At 61.5% G+C, this 18,074-nt stretch carries 20 protein-coding genes; 12 read left to right on the top strand and 8 right to left on the bottom strand.

Features of this window, described 5'->3' with window-relative positions; all coding sequences use genetic code 11:
- Nucleotides 1-257 precede the first annotated feature (257 nt).
- Nucleotides 258-590 carry a TIGR02300 family protein gene (locus G442_RS0119970; protein ID WP_026399350.1) on the bottom strand — a complete coding sequence of 111 codons (333 nt, stop codon included), beginning with the start codon at nucleotides 588-590 and terminating at the stop codon, nucleotides 258-260.
- Nucleotides 591-904: 314 nt separating this feature from the next.
- Between G442_RS0119970 and cmk the strand changes: the two genes are divergently transcribed.
- Nucleotides 905-1,558 (top strand): (d)CMP kinase, encoded by a 654-nt coding sequence (gene cmk, locus G442_RS0119975; RefSeq protein ID WP_026399351.1) that lies wholly within the window; start codon nucleotides 905-907, stop codon nucleotides 1,556-1,558.
- Nucleotides 1,559-1,567: 9 nt separating this feature from the next.
- On the opposite strand, the gene G442_RS0119980 is transcribed toward cmk, so the two are convergent.
- Complete coding sequence (locus G442_RS0119980) at nucleotides 1,568-2,374, bottom strand: transglutaminase-like domain-containing protein (RefSeq protein ID WP_026399352.1); 807 nt, start codon at nucleotides 2,372-2,374, stop codon at nucleotides 1,568-1,570.
- A 173-nt stretch (nucleotides 2,375-2,547) separates the two neighbouring features.
- Between G442_RS0119980 and G442_RS0119985 the strand changes: the two genes are divergently transcribed.
- The 5 genes from G442_RS0119985 (at nucleotide 2,548) to G442_RS24180 (ending at nucleotide 6,341) form a co-directional block, all read left to right on the top strand.
- Nucleotides 2,548-3,399: an N-formylglutamate amidohydrolase gene (locus G442_RS0119985; protein ID WP_084440763.1), complete on the top strand. Its 852-nt coding sequence runs from the start codon at nucleotides 2,548-2,550 to the stop codon at nucleotides 3,397-3,399.
- Nucleotides 3,399-4,292: a shikimate dehydrogenase gene (locus G442_RS0119990; RefSeq protein WP_146882336.1), complete on the top strand. Its 894-nt coding sequence runs from the start codon at nucleotides 3,399-3,401 to the stop codon at nucleotides 4,290-4,292. The genes G442_RS0119985 and G442_RS0119990 overlap by 1 nt, the downstream gene beginning before the upstream one ends.
- A gap of 36 nt (nucleotides 4,293-4,328) precedes the next feature.
- Nucleotides 4,329-4,937, top strand: coding sequence for a dephospho-CoA kinase (gene coaE, locus G442_RS0119995; protein ID WP_026399355.1), 609 nt, complete (start codon nucleotides 4,329-4,331; stop codon nucleotides 4,935-4,937).
- Entirely contained in the window at nucleotides 4,934-5,608 is a 675-nt protein-coding gene (gene dnaQ, locus G442_RS0120000; protein WP_026399356.1) for a DNA polymerase III subunit epsilon, read from the top strand. The genes coaE and dnaQ overlap by 4 nt, the downstream gene beginning before the upstream one ends.
- Before the next feature lie 157 nt (nucleotides 5,609-5,765).
- Nucleotides 5,766-6,341: a chalcone isomerase family protein gene (locus G442_RS24180; protein ID WP_146882324.1), complete on the top strand. Its 576-nt coding sequence runs from the start codon at nucleotides 5,766-5,768 to the stop codon at nucleotides 6,339-6,341.
- An 85-nt stretch (nucleotides 6,342-6,426) separates the two neighbouring features.
- On the opposite strand, the gene G442_RS0120015 is transcribed toward G442_RS24180, so the two are convergent.
- Together G442_RS0120015 and G442_RS0120020 are read right to left on the bottom strand one after the other, a co-directional pair.
- Nucleotides 6,427-8,025: a sensor histidine kinase gene (locus G442_RS0120015; protein ID WP_035377008.1), complete on the bottom strand. Its 1,599-nt coding sequence runs from the start codon at nucleotides 8,023-8,025 to the stop codon at nucleotides 6,427-6,429.
- 88 nt (nucleotides 8,026-8,113) lie between these two features.
- Entirely contained in the window at nucleotides 8,114-8,830 is a 717-nt protein-coding gene (locus G442_RS0120020) for a response regulator (RefSeq protein ID WP_026399359.1), read from the bottom strand.
- A gap of 220 nt (nucleotides 8,831-9,050) precedes the next feature.
- On the opposite strand from G442_RS0120020, the gene G442_RS24185 reads away from it, so the two are divergent.
- The 3 genes from G442_RS24185 to G442_RS24770 all read left to right on the top strand — a co-directional run bounded on the left by G442_RS24185 (nucleotide 9,051) and on the right by G442_RS24770 (nucleotide 12,062).
- The gene (locus G442_RS24185) at nucleotides 9,051-10,136 is read left to right on the top strand and encodes a PRC-barrel domain-containing protein (RefSeq protein WP_051292584.1); all 1,086 of its coding nucleotides are present in this window, start codon (nucleotides 9,051-9,053) and stop codon (nucleotides 10,134-10,136) included.
- A gap of 87 nt (nucleotides 10,137-10,223) precedes the next feature.
- On the top strand, nucleotides 10,224-11,519 hold the full coding sequence (locus G442_RS0120030; RefSeq protein WP_246789563.1) for an MFS transporter: 1,296 nt from the start codon (nucleotides 10,224-10,226) through the stop codon (nucleotides 11,517-11,519).
- Between the two features lie 387 nt (nucleotides 11,520-11,906).
- Nucleotides 11,907-12,062 (top strand): DUF3309 family protein, encoded by a 156-nt coding sequence (locus G442_RS24770; protein WP_084440765.1) that lies wholly within the window; start codon nucleotides 11,907-11,909, stop codon nucleotides 12,060-12,062.
- A gap of 87 nt (nucleotides 12,063-12,149) precedes the next feature.
- On the opposite strand, the gene G442_RS0120040 is transcribed toward G442_RS24770, so the two are convergent.
- A complete protein-coding gene (locus tag G442_RS0120040; protein WP_026399361.1) occupies nucleotides 12,150-13,190 on the bottom strand; it encodes a cysteine synthase A in 1,041 nt (346 codons plus the stop codon).
- 219 nt (nucleotides 13,191-13,409) lie between these two features.
- Here G442_RS0120040 and G442_RS0120045 point away from each other — a divergent pair, with 219 nt between their 5' ends.
- On the top strand, nucleotides 13,410-13,817 hold the full coding sequence (locus G442_RS0120045; protein ID WP_026399362.1) for a rhodanese-like domain-containing protein: 408 nt from the start codon (nucleotides 13,410-13,412) through the stop codon (nucleotides 13,815-13,817).
- 501 nt (nucleotides 13,818-14,318) lie between these two features.
- On the opposite strand, the gene G442_RS0120055 is transcribed toward G442_RS0120045, so the two are convergent.
- From G442_RS0120055 to G442_RS26700, 3 genes are all read right to left on the bottom strand, one after another.
- Nucleotides 14,319-15,218 (bottom strand): DUF2272 domain-containing protein, encoded by a 900-nt coding sequence (locus tag G442_RS0120055; RefSeq protein ID WP_026399363.1) that lies wholly within the window; start codon nucleotides 15,216-15,218, stop codon nucleotides 14,319-14,321.
- Nucleotides 15,219-15,417: 199 nt separating this feature from the next.
- Nucleotides 15,418-16,521, bottom strand: a complete 1,104-nt coding sequence (gene mtnA / locus G442_RS0120060; RefSeq protein ID WP_026399364.1) for an S-methyl-5-thioribose-1-phosphate isomerase — start codon at nucleotides 16,519-16,521, stop codon at nucleotides 15,418-15,420.
- A gap of 487 nt (nucleotides 16,522-17,008) precedes the next feature.
- On the bottom strand, nucleotides 17,009-17,212 hold the full coding sequence (locus G442_RS26700) for a hypothetical protein (protein ID WP_154660432.1): 204 nt from the start codon (nucleotides 17,210-17,212) through the stop codon (nucleotides 17,009-17,011).
- Nucleotides 17,213-17,252: 40 nt separating this feature from the next.
- On the opposite strand from G442_RS26700, the gene G442_RS26705 reads away from it, so the two are divergent.
- Complete coding sequence (locus tag G442_RS26705) at nucleotides 17,253-17,600, top strand: hypothetical protein (RefSeq protein WP_154660433.1); 348 nt, start codon at nucleotides 17,253-17,255, stop codon at nucleotides 17,598-17,600.
- Between the two features lie 178 nt (nucleotides 17,601-17,778).
- The coding region (locus G442_RS0120075) for a transposase (RefSeq protein ID WP_026398936.1) at nucleotides 17,779-18,074 on the top strand (296 nt) is incomplete at its 3' end.

Below are 18,074 nucleotides of genomic sequence, written 5' to 3' on the forward strand. Positions count from 1 at the left end.
GATTTCCGCGAAAGCCCCTGCATACCTAGAGAGCATAAGCTGCTGTCAACGGCGTTATTGCGGGATGAATCATAGCGTTGCCGCAATACGCTGCGGTGCGCTGATTTACGAAACGCCGCCGTTTTTTGCGAAAGAGGAACACGGCACACAAAAAAGCGCCGTCCGGCGAGGGATGGCGCGGAGATACGTGACCGTATGAACAAGGTGCTGCGTCCAACTGACGGTTGGATCGCAGCATCGCCTACCGGATGCGGTTCTTACGAGTCGTGTTCGTCTTGTTCCGGATTGACGTCGATATCGTTGCCGATGTCGTCGGCGTCGTCATCGAGATCTTCGCTATCTTCGATCACGCCGTCGTCTTCCGCGTCGTCATCGGTGTCGAGATCGATATCGTCGCCGGCCTCGTCATCTTTTGCGATCGGCTTCACCGGCGCGCTGGGGACGCCGTCATTGGCGCGCCGCAGGCGCGGCGCTTCGAACGGCTGTTCCGCGCCGCATTTCGGGCAGACTGCGGGGCTCGCATTAAGGTCGTAGAAACGCGTGCCGCAGGACACGCAAACGCGTTTTGTTCCGAGTTCGGGCTGAGCCATCGTGAGCCTGTGGATCCTACTGTGGTGTGGATACTGAGCGAAGCACCCGCCCTTACGTTTATGTCGATGAGGGGGGTATCGATCCGACTTAGGGCGCTGGCAAATGCCAGCTTGCGGGCTCCATGTCAAATAAACCGTGCCTTGGGGCGGGCTGATTTCCTGAACTTTTGCCTGAGGGAGAACTGTGCGGGGAGCAATGCGCACCCGGTGGCCGCACGGAACACGTTATCGCATGGACTTGGCCAGCGTCGGCAATTAGAGACCGGCAAGGCGACATTGTGCCGTCATCGAATCGGTTGAGGAGACAGAAAACCATGGTGAGACAGCCGTTCGTCGTCGCCGTCGATGGGCCTGCCGCCGCCGGGAAAGGCACGCTGGCCAAAAGATTGGCGGATGAAATCGGTCTCCCGTATCTCGATACAGGCTTGCTGTATCGCGCCGTGGCGCGGCGGATGCTCGACGCGTCTGAGGACCCGGCGCATACGTCCGGTCTTGAGCAGGCGGAGGGACTGTCGCCCGAGGACCTGCTGAGGGGCGACCTGAGAGTCCCGGAGGTTGACCGTGCGGCCAGTCTTGTGGCGCGCCAGCCGGAGGTGCGGCATGCGCTGGTGGGCGTCCAGCGCCGTTTCGCCGACGAACGTGGCGCAGTGCTTGATGGCCGCGACATCGGCACGGTCATCTTTCCCGACGCGTTGGTGAAGTTGTACGTGACGGCCTCGCCTGCGGCGCGCGCGTTGCGCCGCTACCTGCAGACCGGCGGCGATACGACGCGCCCAGGATGGGAGGAGGAACTCCGCGAGATCGAGACGTCAATTCGCGCGCGCGACGAGGCTGACTCTGCGCGCGAGGCGGCGCCCCTGCGTATGGCGGAGGACGCTGTAATGATCGTCACCGATGATATGGATGCGAACGCTGTTCTTGCGGAGGCCATACGGATCGTCAGGGAGCGTCTGGCCGCAGCGGATTGAACGCGGCGGTTAAAATTCCTCGTAAGTCGTGACGGAAAAATTCCGCAGTATATGCGGTCCGAACGACGTGGAGATCGCGACGTCGGATGCGTCGCGACCGCGCGCAATGACGATACGTCCGATGCGTGGCTCGTTGTGGCGGGCGTCAAACGTGTACCAGCCCCCGTCCAGCCAGACTTCAAACCACGCGGAAAAATCCATCGGATCTGGAAGCTGCGGCACGCCGATGTCCCCGAGATATCCGGTGCAGTAGCGCGCTGGGATGTTCATGCACCGGCATAAAGTCACAGCAAGATGCGCGAAATCCCTGCAGACACCGACGCGCTCATTCCACGCGTCGTAGGCGGAGCGCGTGTTGCGAGCCAGTCCGTAATTGAACTTGAGGTGGTTGTGCACATAGTCGACGATCGCCTGCACACGAGCCCCGCCCATGGGCGTGTGACCGAACAGGGACCATGCCAGCCCGGACATAAGATCGGTTTCGCAATAGCGGCTGCCAAGCAGAAAGACGAGCACATCGGGCGGCAGATCCTGCACCGGCGTCTGCCACGCGTCGACCGCCTGTCTCTCATGGCGTCCGCTGTCTGAGACGGTGAATTCAGCCCACGTGCGCATGACGCCTGCGGGCGCCAGAAGCCGCGTGCAGCGGTTGCCAAAACCATCGACATACCGTTGCGCTGGAACCTGTGGTTCGAAGTAAGCTCGCTGCGGCGTGACCAGGTCGGTTTCGCGCTCAGGGCGAATGTCGAGCATCAGGACGACGGGCGTGGGCGCAGGGAATTCAATCGAAATATCGTAACCGGCGCGAATCCGCATGTGGGCCTGCCTCTTTCTGGTGACGCAGGCCGACGGGTTCGCGGGCTGCGGCGCGTAACGCGTCGGACGCCGTGCGGTCCGTTTCGAATCGCCAGTTTCGCGCTATGGTATGGTCATAACACTATCGGACACAATTGGTTCGATTCCAGATTGGTTTGGATGACTGGCAAGAGATGACGCGTCTTTATAACCCCCTGACGGCGCCTGACGCACCAGATGCGGATGACCACGCGCCCAATTCGGGCGGATTGCTGGGCGAGAAAGACCCTGCGCCTGTAGCCGTTCATGGGGGGGCGGACGCGCGGTCGCCATTCCTGTTGGTCAGCGATCACGCCGGGCAGGCAATTCCGGGCGATCTGGCTGACCTTGGGGTGACGGAGGCGGATCGTCGACGTCACATCGGCTGGGATATCGGCATCGACGGGGTGGGGCGGAAGCTGGCGCGGATTTTGGGCTCGTTCCTGATCGAGCAGGTCTATTCGCGCCTTGTGATCGACTGCAACCGTGCGCCCGGTCACCCGACGGCCATCGTTTCGATCAGCGACGGCACTGAGGTGCCCGCCAATATCGGGCTGTCGACAGCAGACGCATCGCTGCGTACGGCGGAGATATTCGACCCCTATCATGCCCGGATCGGGGAGGAGCTGGACAGGCGCAGTGCGATGGGGCTCGAGACCTTTCTGATCGCGCTGCATAGCTTCACGCCGAAAATGGGCGGTGTGGAGCGCCCCTGGCAGGCTGGCGTGCTGCACAATCATGATCCCCGTTTTGGTCGCATAGTGCTCGACGCGTTGCGGGCTGACGGGCTGACGGTCGGCGATAATGAGCCTTATGTTTTGACTGACACCAGCGACTATACGGTGCCGATGCACGGGGAGAAGCGCGGCGTTCCGCATATCGAACTGGAAATTCGTCAGGACCTGATCGAAAGCGAAGCCGGGCAGGGAGAGTGGGCGGAACGGCTCGCGCGTATCCTGCCGGCCGCGCGAGCCCGTTATCGCGCGCTATACGGAGCCCACGCGTGATCGGACGCATTACCGGCGCGGCCAGACTGGCGGGTGTGATCGGGCGTCCGGTCAGTCACTCGCTCTCGCCAATCCTGCATAACTACTGGCTGGCGCGCCTCGGGGTAGACGGCGCTTATGTGCCGTTGCCTGTCGCATCCGGTCGCTTTGTAGACGCCGTGCGCGGCTTGCAGGCGGCTGGATTCCGGGGCGCCAACGTCACCATTCCCTACAAGGAAGAGGCGTACGCTCTGGCGGATAGTCTAGATCCGCTCGCGCGGGTTGCGGGGTCGGTGAATACGCTGATTTTCCGTGACGATGGCGGCGTGCATGGCGCATCGACCGACGGTTTCGGGTTTCTGGCGTCCCTTGAAGACGCTGGCGTCGATGTAAAAACTCTGCCTGGAAAAGGCCCGGCGCTGCTGTTGGGCGCGGGTGGCGCCGCGCGCTCTGTCGCCCTGGCGTTGCTGGAGCGTGGGGTTGCGGTGTGTGTGTCAAACCGGACGGACGAACGGGCGCGGGCTCTGGTCGAGGAACTTGGCGCGGCGTGGAGCGAGCACGTTGGCGCGGCGTGCCCTGAACTGTCCGTGATACCATGGGATGCGTGGCAGTCTGAGTTGAACGGCTTTTCGCTTCTTGTGAACTCGACGTCTCTGGGCATGCATGGGGGGCCGGACGAAGCGTTCGCGCCTGATCTCGGGGCTGCGGGCGACGATCTGGCCGTATCGGACATCGTCTATGTCCCGCTTGAAACCGGACTGCTGCGTGCGGCGCGGGCAAGAGGTCTTCGCACAGTGGGCGGCCTCGGCATGTTGTTGCATCAGGCGCGGCCCGGCTTTCGCGCGTGGTTCGGCGCGGAGGCGACGGTCGACGCCGCCACGGTGGCCCATGTCATGGCCGCGTTGAAGCGTTGAAGCGACGCGACCAGACGACCGGGTGAGGAAGCGTTCATGAAGATCATCGGCCTGACCGGCGGAATGGGCATGGGGAAAACCACGGTCGCCGGGATGTTTCGTAGAGCCGGGTTCCCCGTGTTCGATTCGGACCAGGAAGTGCATCGTCTGCAGGGACCCGGCGGGCGGGCTGTCGGCGCCATAGCGCGGCTGGTCCCCGATGCGCTTCGCCCCGGAGCGCCGGGCGGAAAGGGAGACTCCATCGATCGGTCGGCGCTCAGGCGGGCGGTCATCGGGGATGGCTCCCTGATCGCGAAGCTGGAGGCGATCCTTCACCCCATGGTTTTCGCCTCCAGAAAAAAATTCCTCGCGGCGTGCAGGCGGGCGCGCTTTCCGTGGGTCGTGGTCGATGTGCCGCTGTTGTTCGAGACGGGCGCTGATCGCGCCTGTGACGTGACGGTCGTGGTGTCGGCCCCCCGCACGACGCAGATCCGCCGGATTGCGCGCAGGCGCGGCATGAGCCTTGCGGATGCTGAGCGTCTGATCGCCCGCCAGATGCCGGATCGCGAGAAACGGCGTCGGGCCGACAGGGTGATACGAAGCGGCCTTTCAAAGACGGACACGGCGCTGCAGGTAAGGCGTCTGGTCAGGGAGTTGCGTGGATGAAGCGGGCTGTTCTCTTCGATACTGAAACCACGGGTCTGGAGCCCCTGAAGGGCGACCGCGTGATCGAAATCGCGGCCTTGGAGCTGGTGGGCGATCTGCCGACAGGGCGCCAGTTCCACGTGCTTATCGATCCGGAACGGGATGTCCCGGCCGAGGCGACGCGCGTTCACGGATTTTCACGCGCAGATCTGGATGGAAAGCCTAAATTCGCGGAAGTGTTTGAGGAATTTCTCGAATTTATCGCTGACGACGACCTGATCGCGCATAATGCGCGCTTCGACTTCGGCTTCCTCAACGCGGAGCTGGCCCGTGTCGATCGCCCGCCGCTTGCGGAGACGCGGATGATCGATACGCTCGATCTCGCACGCGAGCGCTTCCCTGGCATGCCCAACAGCCTCGACGCGTTGTGCCGTCGCTATAACATCGACCTTTCAGCCCGAACCACCCATAACGCGCTGCTCGACTGCCAGCTGCTGGCTGACGTTTACGTCGAGCTTATGGGAGGACGGCAGCACGGGCTCGGCCTTGGCGTGGAGAGCGGCGAAGCGCCATCTGCGCGCTACGTAGGCCCCGAGTCGCGGCGGCCGGTCTTGATTCGGCCAGACGCGGAGGTTCTGGCTGCACATGACGCTTTCGTTATCTCCATGCCTGAACCGGTATGGAAGACGTAGCGGCGCCCATGAATTCTGTACTGCGATAATCGGGGACGTAAGGCCGATGTATGCGCGTCGCGCTGAACTCGCGGCGCTTTTTTTTCATTCGGTCGCCAATCGCCGCGCCGTGCGTTTATGCATTTAGGCAAGAAAAACAGAAGAGAGAGGCGTGTTCATGCTGCGAGCGATGTTGGCGGGGGTGTGTCTGGCGGGCGCGATCATGGCTTCGACGCCTGCACGTGCGGACGTGAAAGCAGGCGGGGTCACCTTCCCGGATACGTTTAACGTTTACGGCAAGACGCTGCACCTGAATGGCGTTGGTGTGCGTGTATTTTATCATTTGGTCGACGGTTATGCGACGGCGCTTTACCTGCCGGAGGTCGCTCGCACTACCGAAGCCATCGAGAGCGCGCCCAATCCGAAGGTGATCTATTCCGTCTTTCTGCACGGAGCGTCGGCCGAACGCATGCGATCCGAATATGACACGATTCACACAGCTTTTTGCGCTAAAGAGACGTGCCATCCAGAGCAGGAAGAAAGCTACAAGAAGTTTCTCGGTTACCTGACGGCTGCGGACTCTCACGCAACGCAGACGATCGTCATCGACGACACCGGCGTCCTGCTGCTTCGCAATAATGTGCGGATCGGAAACGTGAACGACCCGCTATTTGGCCAGGCGCTGATCAAGTCGCTGGTCGGGCCGGCCTCGCCGACCGAAAGCTATCGCAACGCGATTATCGGCGGGGGCTGAACCTCCGCGCGTATGTGTTGCAGCTACGGTCCGGCGACCCTGCGTCTCTCTGTCGGGTTGTCGATTGGGCGAGCGGACGCAGGCGTCAGGCTGCGAGGGTGACTATGGCGGCGAGGCCGTGCGGCGAGCGGTTGCGCAAGACAATGTCGCCGCCTTGGCCGCGTATGATGGTCCGGGCGATTGACAGTCCCAGTCCCGTTCCGCCCGTTTCGCGATTGCGGCTTTCCTCTGCGCGGACGAAGGGTTCGAACATGCGTTCAAGCTCGCATTCCGGCAGCCCCGGCCCGTCGTCTTCGATCCTGACGACGATTTCTCCGTCCGGCTTCTTGCCCAGCGTCACACGGGCGCCGCCGCCATAAGCGATCGCATTGCCGATCAGGTTCGTCAGCGCCCGCTTTAACGAGAGCGGTCTGGCTCTGATGATGACCGGCGGCGGATCGCCGAGAAGCTCTATCTTGTCGGCGATGTCGGGGCGCGCCTCGGTAAAGTCGTCGACTATGGTTTGGGCCAGAGCGGTCAGATCGAGCGATGACACCGGTTCTCGGCTTGCGCTGTCGCGACCGAAGGCGAGCGTCGCTTCGACCATGGCGGAAAGCTCGTTCAGGTCGGCGAGAAATTTCTGACGCATCTCATCGTCGTCGATGAATTCCGCTCTCAGTTTCAGGCGAGTGATTGGCGTGCGCAGATCGTGTCCGATCGCGGTGAGCAGAAGCGTTCTGTCAGAGACGAAACGCCGGATACGCGCGGCCATGGCGTTGAAGGCGGCCGCAGCGCGGGCAATTTCCAGCGGGCCGTTTTCTGGCAATGGGGGCCCGCTGTCGTCTGGCGCCAGAGCCTCCGCCGCAGCAGCCAGGGTGCCTACCGGCGCGATCAACCGCCGTACGCCCCATACGATCAGCAACCCGCCGGCTGCAGTCATAAGGCCAAAGGCAAGAGGGAACAGGGGCGAGCTGAAAGGGGTCGCGACAGGAATGCGGAACCGGGCAATCAGCCACCGTGTGTCGTCGGGAAGCTGGAACGCCAATCCCCGTGCGCGCCCGGAGGGACTGTTCAACGCCATGATGTGTTGTGGCCGCCAGCGCAGGGGGATGCCGAGCGCGCGTCGGGGCGCCGGGCGAGACGGATCGATATCGGGGTGAATGCCGCCGAGATCGCTGAACGGTGAGCCTTCGCCCTGAGGCATGTGGGGCGGCGGTCCGTTGCGGGAAAACGTCCCCCCGTTGGCGTCGTCTGGTCCGTGGAAGGGATGAAAGCCCGGGTCCATCTCCATGGGCGGCGGAGGCCGTGTGGGGTCGTCGCCCGGTCGTCCGTCCGGAGTTCGGCGGGGCCCCAGCGGTTCCTCGCCGAGCATGAAAAGTACGCCCTGCGACTCACGGGTCGTGATCTCGCGGGACATATCGGCGTCCGGCTGGTTGGCGAGACGTATCTGGAGCATGTCGGAAGCCAGATGCTCGACGACTGCGCTACGGTCTTCGGGCTCGGCTTCGGCCACGGTTCTGTAGACCATAACGGTCCGTGCGATCGCCTGATGCTCGGCCAGACGTTCGTCGAATGCGATGCGGTCCAGCGTCTCGATCGTCAGTCCGACGATCTCGATGACCGCGAGACCGACGATGAGCAGCAGGCTGGTCCGCGCGGCGAGGGACGACGGCACGAAGGGCAACTTGAACGATTTCAGGGTCATGCCGGTCTGTGATCCGGACGCAGGGCGCACCGCGGAAGCGGCTGGCCCCGCGTCGTTCGAGGCGGGAGCGACGTCTGGTGGCTGAGTTTCAGATGCGTTCGACGTCTGTCGCGAGAACGTAACCGCCGCCACGAACCGTCTTGATCAGCTGCGCGTTCCGGCCATCGTCCTCAAGCTTGCGACGCAGGCGGCTGACGGCGACGTCGATGGCGCGGTCGAACGGGCCGGCCTGACGACCGCGCAACAGGTCGAGCAACATATCACGGGTCAACACGCGGTTGGCGCGTTCAAGCAGCGCCAGCAACAGATCGTATTCACCGCCAGTGAGCGGCACTTCCGCGCCGTCGGGGTTCAGCAGGCGGCGGCGGGGGATTTCGAGGGTCCATCCGGCGAAATTGATCTGCCGCACCTCGCCTGAACCCTGCTCCTGCGTTTCCGAGGCGCGCCGCAGCACGGCGCGAATCCGCGCGAGCAGTTCGCGCGGGTTGAAGGGCTTGGGCACGTAATCGTCGGCGCCGAGTTCCAGGCCGATGATCCGATCCGTCTCGTCGCCCATCGCGGTCAGCATGATGATGGGAACGTTCGCCTGCGAACGGAGCCACCGTGCGATATCCAGACCGGACTCGCCTGGAAGCATCAGGTCGAGCACCACCATCTGGTAATGCCCGCTGTTCCATGCCCTGCGGGCTTCACGGCCATCGCGGGCGGCTGTGACCCGCATCTGATTGCGTTCGAGGAATCTCGACAGCAAATCACGAATTTCACGATCATCATCTACGACAAGGATATGTGGCGACTGTTCCATGCCGCAAGTATAGGCGAAGTTATCGAGTAAAGGCAGATGGTGTTTCACTATGTTGCACTTATACATCCAGATACATCAAACTTGTGAACTTGGTCGTTTCTCCGACTCTGGCGCCTGTTCTGGCAAAGCGCCTGTGCGACAGAAAACGTCGTTCGACGTGACAGAACGGGGTCGTTCATGCTGTTGACTGGGTATGAGAAGCGCATCGCGGGAGAGACGCGTGAAATATAACGCCGGGCGCATGTCCGATACTTTGACGGCGGTCGCGCGCGCCGCGCTTCTCGGGAGCGCATTGGGGTTGGCGCAACTCGTCGCCTGCGGCGTCGCACGCGCGGACGAGCGTCCAGCGTCGCAAACGCAGGCCAGCGGAATGGGAGCGGCGAACGAAGCTGGCGAACCGAGCGCAACGGCGCATGAGGCTTCGTCTGGATCCGGATCGCCTGCTCAAGCGTCTCTGGCCAAAGCGACGCCCGTGTCGACAGCGCCTGCTCAGGTCCCTGTAACCTCGACCGCCGCACTTTCTCCTGCAGGTGGAGCCCCTTCTGCGGTTGCGGCGCAACCTGCGCGGGACATCGCTAATGGCGATGATCCGGAGCAGCATCGCGATACCCCGCCTCAGACGACTGTGGCGGCTTCCAATGGCGATGCTGGAAGTCAGGCCCCTGCTGTTGAGCTTGCCCAACTCCGACTGGGCAGGTTGATCGACAGGGAGTTGCGGGGCGCTGATCACAGTCAACTCGGCCGGATTGTCGACGTTCTTGTGGGAACGGATGGCAAGGTGGCGGCTGTGGTGGCGGATATTGGCGGTTTTATGGGTGTCGGGAACCGGCGCGTTGCGATCGCGTGGTCTCTTCTCGCCCTGGATCATGCGGACCCGAAAGGCGCCGTCGTCGCAATGGCCTCCTCCTCGGCGATCAGGTCCGCGCCGGAGTTCAATCCTGACGCTGAACAGGTCGCAGTTGTGAACGGCCCGCGCGTCACGCCAGCGCAAGACTCGGCGGCGGCTGCTGAGAGCCATGCTGGAGATGCGAAAAAGGCTGCTGCTGATCGTCAGGGGCCGGTTGTCGATGTATCGCTGGCGCCTGTGGCGCCTGCGGCGTCTGTCCCGACGGGTTCCACGCCAGCGACGGGTGCGGACGCCGTTCCGGGTGCGGCCTCCGCCGTTCAGCCGGGCCAGCCTTCAACAGGAACGCCAGCAACCTCGCCCAGCGGCGACGCTTCTGGAACTGGCGGGTCGTCGCCTCCGGAGGGGGCGCGGGACAACGCGACGAGACATGGCGGGTCCCCGCACGCGAACGCGAAGTAGGTTCTGCGTGTGCGATAAGGACCGGAACGCCGCCAGGATCATCTGCATGACGTCTGTCTTCTTCTGGAGTCAGGAGAGGCGCGCCTCGTGCTGAAGCGACTGCCTCTCAACAGCGCCTGGGGGTTGGACGGCGTCAGTTTTTTCGTCGCCAATCTTCAGGCGGCGTTCGGGCCTTTCGTCTCGGTGTATCTGACGGGCGAGCACTGGACGCAGGGCGAAATCGGGGTTGCGCTCAGTATTGGCACGATCACCGCAATGGTCAGTCAGGTGCCTGCGGGCGCGCTGGTGGATTCGCTCGTCAACAAGCAGCGTGTGGCGACGTGGTCTATCGCCGCCATCATCGCTTCGTGTCTGATTATGGCTCTGGCGCCGTTACGGCTCCCGGTCGCGGTCGCGGAAGTTCTGCATGGGCTGGCCAGTTGTACGCTGAACCCGGCGATCAGCGCGATCACGCTTGGCGTCGTAGCCACATATATCGCGAAAAACCCCGACAAGGCGATGGGAGCTCTTGGAGCGCGGTTCGGTCGCAACGCCAGCTTCGCTGCTGTCGGCAACGCCCTGTCCGCTGGTCTGATGGGGGCGGCCGGTTATTTCGTGTCGGCGCGGGCGACGTTCTTTCTGGGCGCCGCGATGGCTGCTCCGGGCATTCTGGCGCTCCGCATGATCGAGCAACCCCGGATCGCACCGTCTGAGAACGTTGCGGCGCTCGCGGAAGGCGAGCCGCCGCAACGCGCCCGTGGCGCGTCGTTGATGAAGTTGCTGCGCGAGCCGGGTTTGTTCGCTTTCGCGCTCTGTGTCGTTTTCTTCCATCTGTCCAGTGCGGCCATGCTGTCGCTGGCGGCGGGACAGGTGACGCAGCAGGCTGGGCGTTCTGCGGAACTCGTGATCGCAGCGTGTATTCTGGCGCCGCAGTTGCTGGGTGCGGCGCTGTCGCCATGGATCGGCCGCTGGGCTGAAACTATTGGCAGACGTCCGATCATGGTCGTCACTTTTGCCGCGTTGCCCCTGCGCGGCGCGCTATTGAGCATCACCACAAATCCCTGGGCAGTCGTGCCCATCCAGATGCTTGACGGTATCAGCTCGGCCGCGTTCGGGGTGATGTTGCCGCTGGTCGCCGCCGATCTGACACGCAGGAGCGGCCACTTTAACCTGTGTATGGGATTGCTTGGGTTGGCCATGGGGCTGGGGGCGAGCTTCAGCACGACTCTTGCCGGGCTGGTCGCTGATCGGTCTTTGCCGGAAGCCTTTCTTCTGCTGGCCGGGGCAGGCGCTGTCTGTGTGCTGCTTGCGGCCCTGCTGATGGGCGAGACGAAGTTAAAGACTTCGGCGGTGGACGCCGAAGTATCCGATCAACCCGATGGACGGGCTTCAGAACCACTCTGAAATCGACGCCTTCTGGTCGGCTCTCATGTGTGTGGCGCTGCCTGTCCGGGCGATTTGCAAAACGACAGGCATTTCAGAAAAAGCACGACGAGCGCTACACCGGGTAAGTGACCCGACTTTGCGTAGGCAGATTATGAACGGACTGCGCACGGTGCGGAAATTGCGCATCGTGATTCGGAAAAGCCGTTTTTTAATCATAAAATATATGATTCTTATTGATATGATCCTGCTTGCGGATTGTTTCCATTTGGCGCGGCCGGGGAGTGAGGGAGCACGAGAATTGCGTCTTCAAAGCCATGCAACCCCGCTGTCTTTATAGCGTTTGCGCTTCATCGGAGAGCGATTGCGCTCGCTTTCCGTCACTCAAATCCCAATGGGATACCCGTAATGCTAGGCACCATACTTATTATCGTGATCCTGCTCGTGCTGGTGGGCGCGCTTCCGTCGTGGCCGTACAGTTCGGGCTGGGGATACTATCCTTCAGGAACTCTCGGTACGATTCTGATCATTGTGGTCATTCTGATTTTGCTCGGGCGATTGTAACTGCCCGGGTTGCCCGGGACGCAGGTTTGTTGGCGACTACAGCTACATACAAACCTGCATGACCGGTGCAGTGTTTTTCGAGGGCGGTTATTTATCCAGCCAGTAGGGAACCGGCAGGTTCTTTCCGCGCAGGAAGGTCGGGTTGAAGAGCTTCGATTGATATCTCGCGCCGCCATCGCACAGGATTGTCACGATCCGATGGCCCGGACCGAGCCGTCGCGCCACGCGTATCGCCGCGGCGACGTTGATTCCCGATGAGCCGCCGACAGAAAGCCCTTCGTTGATCAGCAAACTGTAGACCTGTTCCAGCGCTTCCGGGTCGCCGATGCGTTCCGCGTCGTCGATGGGCGCGTTTTCAAGGTTTGCGGTGACCCGGGACTGGCCAATGCCCTCGGTTATGGAAGAGCCGCTAACGGACAGGTCATTTGACTTGATCCAGCCGAACAGGCCCGAACCTTCCGGATCAGCGAGTACGATCTGCGGACGGGAGCTGCCGGAGGCTTTCGCTGCGTCGTCGAGCCCGAGCGCGACCCCGGCCAGGGTGCCCCCGGTTCCGCAGGCGCAGGTGAAGGCGTCCACGCGGCCATCGGTCTGTCTCCATATTTCCTGCGCCGTAGTGTGACGGTGGCCTTCTCGGTTAGCGACGTTGTCGAACTGGTTGGCCCAGAGATACCCGCCTTCTTCGGCGATGCGTCGGGAGACGTGGACGTAATTGCCGGGATCCTTGAACGGTTTGGCGGGAACCAGCCGGAGATCTGCGCCGATCATGCGCAGAAAGTCGATCTTCTCCTGACTCTGGGTCTCGGGCATCACGATGATACTCTTGTAGCCCCGTGCGTTTGCGACGAGCGTCAACCCGATGCCCGTGTTGCCAGCCGTGCCCTCGACGATCACGCCGCCGGGAGGCAGCGCGCCTCGCGCTTCGGCGTCGGTAATGATGGCGAGCGCCGCCCGGTCTTTCACCGACCCACCGGGGTTCATAAACTCGGCCTTGCCAAAGATATCGCAGCCGGTCTCTTCGGAGGCTCGGGTCAGGCGAATCAGGGGCGTGCCGCCAATCGATCCGAGCATGTCCCGTGATGGGGCGACCCAGCCGTAATGCGAGGTCGAGGAGAGATCCGTGGTCATCGGGGGCCGCCTTTCGTCGATTTCTTCCTTTCCGGCTAGCGCGGGCGGCGGCTGCGCGCAATGCGGAACAGGTGCGCTTGCGAGGCAGGCGCCTGTTTCGTGCCGGCATTCGGTGCGATAGGTTGCGTGTTGTCCTGCACGCGCTTACATGCGCGGCGTCTCGTTTCGCGTCGTGTCATGCAACGGGCGTGTTTTGGGGCGAGGAGTTAGGGACGGACCATGATCGACAACATTTCCCCCGAAGCGACGTGGCAAGCCATGCAGGATCAGCCCGAGGCGCAACTCATCGACGTGCGAACCCAGGCCGAGTGGCACTTTGTGGGAGTGCCAAGCGTAGCTGCGCTTGGTCGCCGCTTGTTTGCGATAAGCTGGCAGCTGCCTAATGGACGCCAGAACGAAAACTTTGTCGATGACCTGCGGGATGCGGGGGTTGCTCCGGACGCTCCGCTATATTTTATCTGTCGGTCCGGCGCGCGCAGCTATGCCGCGGCGGCCGCAGCGGCGGCGGCGGGATTTGGGCCGGTGTTCAATGTCGCGGACGGGTTTGAAGGGCCTTTGGATAACGAGCGTCATCGTGGGAGTGTCGCCGGGTGGAAGGCTGCTGGCCTCCCTTGGGAGCAGAACTGAGGTTCACGTCAGGCGCTTTCTGACGAAAACCGAATTTTTTACGACCGCCGCGTGAGGCGGCGGCCAGTTCGTCGCGAATTGAGTGTCCTTGCGAGACGTGTTGTCGAACTCTGGCCTGGCCGTGGGACGTCGCGTTTTTGCATGAAGCGGTGCGGCCCCCATTACGCAGGGCGCGCCCTTTGCCTGCTGATCGCCACTCCATTACGCCTGATTTGCGACGGCGGCCAAATTCCGTCTCATTACGCTTTGTGTAAATGTTGTCATGACCTCGCATGGGGCGTGATCAAAGACGATTCCACCCACTCACAAAGCGCAAGCTTTCGAGATATAAGGCGTCATCTGCATCACGAGTTAGAACATGCTCCGTCCACATGGATTATCATGAGCGGAGGACGCTATAGCGACGAGATTATAGCCTTTTACCCACGTCGACTTCGCTAAAAGGCTCTGGAGCTTTAACTGTAGAATCGGGAAGGTATCGGGAGCGCGGCCCGCGTCGAATTATTGGCCCGCGTCCGGTTCGGCGTCGGCGTCATATCGAACCTGCAGAACCGCGCACCAGTCGTAACGACTGTCGTAACTTTTGCCGCTTGAGTCGGTCAGCGCGCCATTTGCGTCGGTCGGCACGTGCGTGAGGGTGACGGCGTCGTCGATGTTGCCGCCGATGATGCTGATTTCATGCCCGAACGGGGGCGCATTCTGCCCTGTCGCGACAACGATGCCGCAGTGTGCAGGGAAGCCTCTTGGCGTCGGAAGATTGGAGAAACGGACATTCCGGCTGGCGCCACGCCCGACGCAGAGCAGATCTCCCAGCTTGGGGATGTAGTTCCCGGGGTCTTGCGCCTGCAGCCCGCTCGATTGTCCTGAGGCGGCGGCGTTAATGTAGGTTGCGTGGTTCGGGGAGTAGGGAAACCGGTCGTTGGCGCCAGCGATGCGCATGACATAAGAAATGAACGCCGCCGACCAAGCGTAATGACCGTCATGGACGAAGTTGGTGAGCGCCCCGCTGGCGTCGTGCTTGCCTGTCCAGGAGGCTTCAGTCTCGTCGGGATCCTGCCCGATCCACCAATATTCGCCGACACGCTGCCAAAGTCCCGGTGCGCGCTCGGGTTTCAGGCTGGGTTGATCTGGCTCGAGACGTTGCAACGGGTCGTCGTCGTTGACTGGCATACCAAACAGGCGCCATTCGCGAAGAGCAATCGCAGCGACGTCCTGTCTGTTGAATGGCACGAAGTTTCGGGTGGCGAAATCCGGCACGTGGGGATCGATCGCCAATTGTCCTGCGGCGTTTCTATACTGAGCGACCGGTGTAGGGGTGGGGGTGGTGCGGACTGATGACTGGTTGGCGCAGGCGGCCAAGCCGAGCGCCAGGGTCAAGCCGACTGGTCCTGTGAACTTCATCTCGCTTCTTCATCCGCCCGGCTCTCGCCGCACGCTCCCGCGCCAGTTCAGGGCCTCGTCTCTTGAAACGCAACGCCCAACAGTTTGGTTCTACAGGCATGATCCTGGCTTCGAAAGAGCCTGCTCAACGGCCGGCGCGTGGAAACGCGGGCCGTTGCCGGAATGCAACTTGCCAATGATCTCCTGCGGACGCAGGAGATCATTGGCGCTCCTGTTCCGAGAACAGGGAGTTCAGGCCGTCGGCGCTCGCTGCGCATAGGCCGCGTTCGGTGATGAGGCCGGTCACGAGGCGGGCCGGCGTCACGTCGAACGCAGGATTGGCGGCGTTGACGCCGGACGGCGTGACGCGAACTGACTCGATGCGGCCGTCTCCGGTTTGTCCGGTCACTGTGGTCACTTCAGATGCTGCCCGCTCCTCAATGGGAATGTCGCGGACTCCGTCGGCGACGCGCCAGTCGATTGTCGTGGACGGCAGAGCGACCCAGAATGGAACGTTATTATCTTTTGCCGCCAGCGCCTTGAGATATGTGCCGATCTTGTTGGCGACGTCGCCGCGCGAGGTGACGCGGTCGGTGCCGACAATGACAATGTCCACCTGGCCGTGCTGCATGAAATGTCCGCCCGCATTGTCCACGATCACCGTGTGCGGCACGCCATGGCTCGCCAGTTCCCAGGCGGTCAAAGCTGCGCCCTGATTACGCGGACGCGTTTCGTCGACCCAGACGTGCACGTTATAACCCGCGTCGTGCGCCATATATATAGGCGCCAGAGCGGTTCCCCAGTCGACGGTCGCAATCCAGCCCGCATTGCAGTGGGTCAGGATGTTGATCTTCTCGCCTGGCGCTTTCCGTTTTGCGATTTCTTCCAATAGTCCCAGTCCGTGTCGTCCGATGGATTCGTTCTGGGCGACGTCTTCGTCGCAGATGCGTCCGGCCTCCGCATAGGCGGCCGTCAGGCGATCCTCCGGTGAAACAGGTCGGAGTTTCGCAAGCATGCGCTCGATCGCCCAGCGTAGGTTGATGGCTGTGGGCCGCGTTTCCGCAAGCATGGAGGCGTTGCGTTCGAGAGACTCGTTGCTTGCGTCGACGCCGAGCGCAAGCGCAAGCCCGTAGGCGGCGACGGCGCCGATGAGCGGTGCGCCGCGTACCTGCATGGTGACGATGGCGTGGGCGACCGCGTCGACCGTCTCGAGTTTCAGAGTGACTATCGAAAAAGGTAGTTTGGTCTGATCGAAAATACGAACTGAACGTCCGTCTGTGCTGTCGACCCATACGCTTCGATAGGCTGCGCCGTTGATCTTCATGTGCTGGTGTCCTGTTGGAAACGGTTTATTGACGGACGATTTAGCGGATGGCGCGCGAAATCGCCAACGAAGTCTTTTCGATTTCGGGTTGCTTGACCGTTGTGACGCCGTGCGATGGTGTGGACTCGTCCAGGGTGTGGCGTAAATTATTATTCAGCAATGAATGCAACCCTGAAGGGCCGTCAGCGCATCGTTTGTCGAGGCGATATTTTTTCAAAATGTAAATTACTATATTTACAAAGAAGGAAATAAAAATTTTGTATTTTTTAATCAGAGAACGGCAACGTGAATTACGCCGTTAGCGACGAAAAAATTGAGTGCCAAAAGTCGAATATTGATATTGCAAATAAGAATGTAAATCTATATTGAGTGCCGATAGAGGGACGTGGTCTCTGTTTTCTTTCTGGGGCGCCGCTGCCGAATTGCTCTGGCGCGCCGGGCGATGATGGGGGTCGCGTTGGAAATGTATCGCATGGGCGGGTTGGTTTTAAACTTGCGGAACATCATGCGATTTGAAAGGTAACCGGAAGATGGCAAGAAAATCAGCTAAAGATACAGCCCAGGCAGCTTTGGCGCTGTCCAAGCTTGTTTCTGCAAATACCACGGCGAAAAAGGCTGCTCCTGCGGCCAAGACCCGCGCCAAGGTTGCGTCCAGCAAAACAAAGGTCGCCGAACCTGCCCCTGCGGCCAAAACGGCTCGTAAGCCTCGTGTAGTTGCGGAAGTTAAGGCGGTGCCCGCTCCGAAACGTCGCGTTGCAGCCAAGGCGGCGGTTGAAGCGTCTGCTCCCAAGAGGGGGCGTGCTGCTGCTCCTGCCGTTGAGGCGAAGGTGAAGGCAACTCGCGCTAAGCCTGTTGTGGCGGCGTCAAAGGTCAAGGCTAAGCCTGTCGCGAAAGCTCCGAAAGCTCCGGCTAAGGCGGTCTCGAAAGCAGTTGCGGCGAAGCCGTCGGCCCTTGATCGTCTGCGCGTTACGCAAGAGGCGCGTCGCCAGAAGCGTATTACGCGTCTGGCAGCCGAGAAGGCCGCTGCGGCAGAAACGCCGAAACGTGGGGCTCGTGCGAAATTTGCTCGCGCTAAATAAAAACGGATCAAGCAGAGGCTGATTTTCGTAGGCGTGTTTCGCTCGTGAGTTGGTCGATGTGATTCTGATTTTTAGATCCGAACCTGTAAAAGGGTTCGGATTTTTTTTACTTATCAAGCGGCTAGGGCCTGTTAGGTCTTGAAAGACGGAGCGCACTGCATAGCTCTTTGTCATGAGCATGATACAGTCTGTATTTTCCGATGATGCATGGTCGATCTGGGAACCTCTGATCGAGACGGTTCGTCCGAAAGGCAAAACCCCGCCTCGCGATCTGCGACGGACCATGTCAGCGATTTTCTGGCGCCATCAGAACGGCGCGAAATGGCGCTCCATTCCTGCTGAACTCGGCCCCTGGTGGACGGCAGCCCAACTCTTCATCCGCTGGGCAAAGCTCGGCGTCTGGCAGGCTCTGTTTGAACAGGCGAAGGGTCAGGATTCGGCTTTAGGTCTGGTCTTCCTCGACGGCACAAACAT

The organism is Acetobacter nitrogenifigens DSM 23921 = NBRC 105050, from assembly GCF_000429165.1.
In the GTDB taxonomy this organism is placed as follows: domain Bacteria; phylum Pseudomonadota; class Alphaproteobacteria; order Acetobacterales; family Acetobacteraceae; genus Acetobacter; species Acetobacter nitrogenifigens.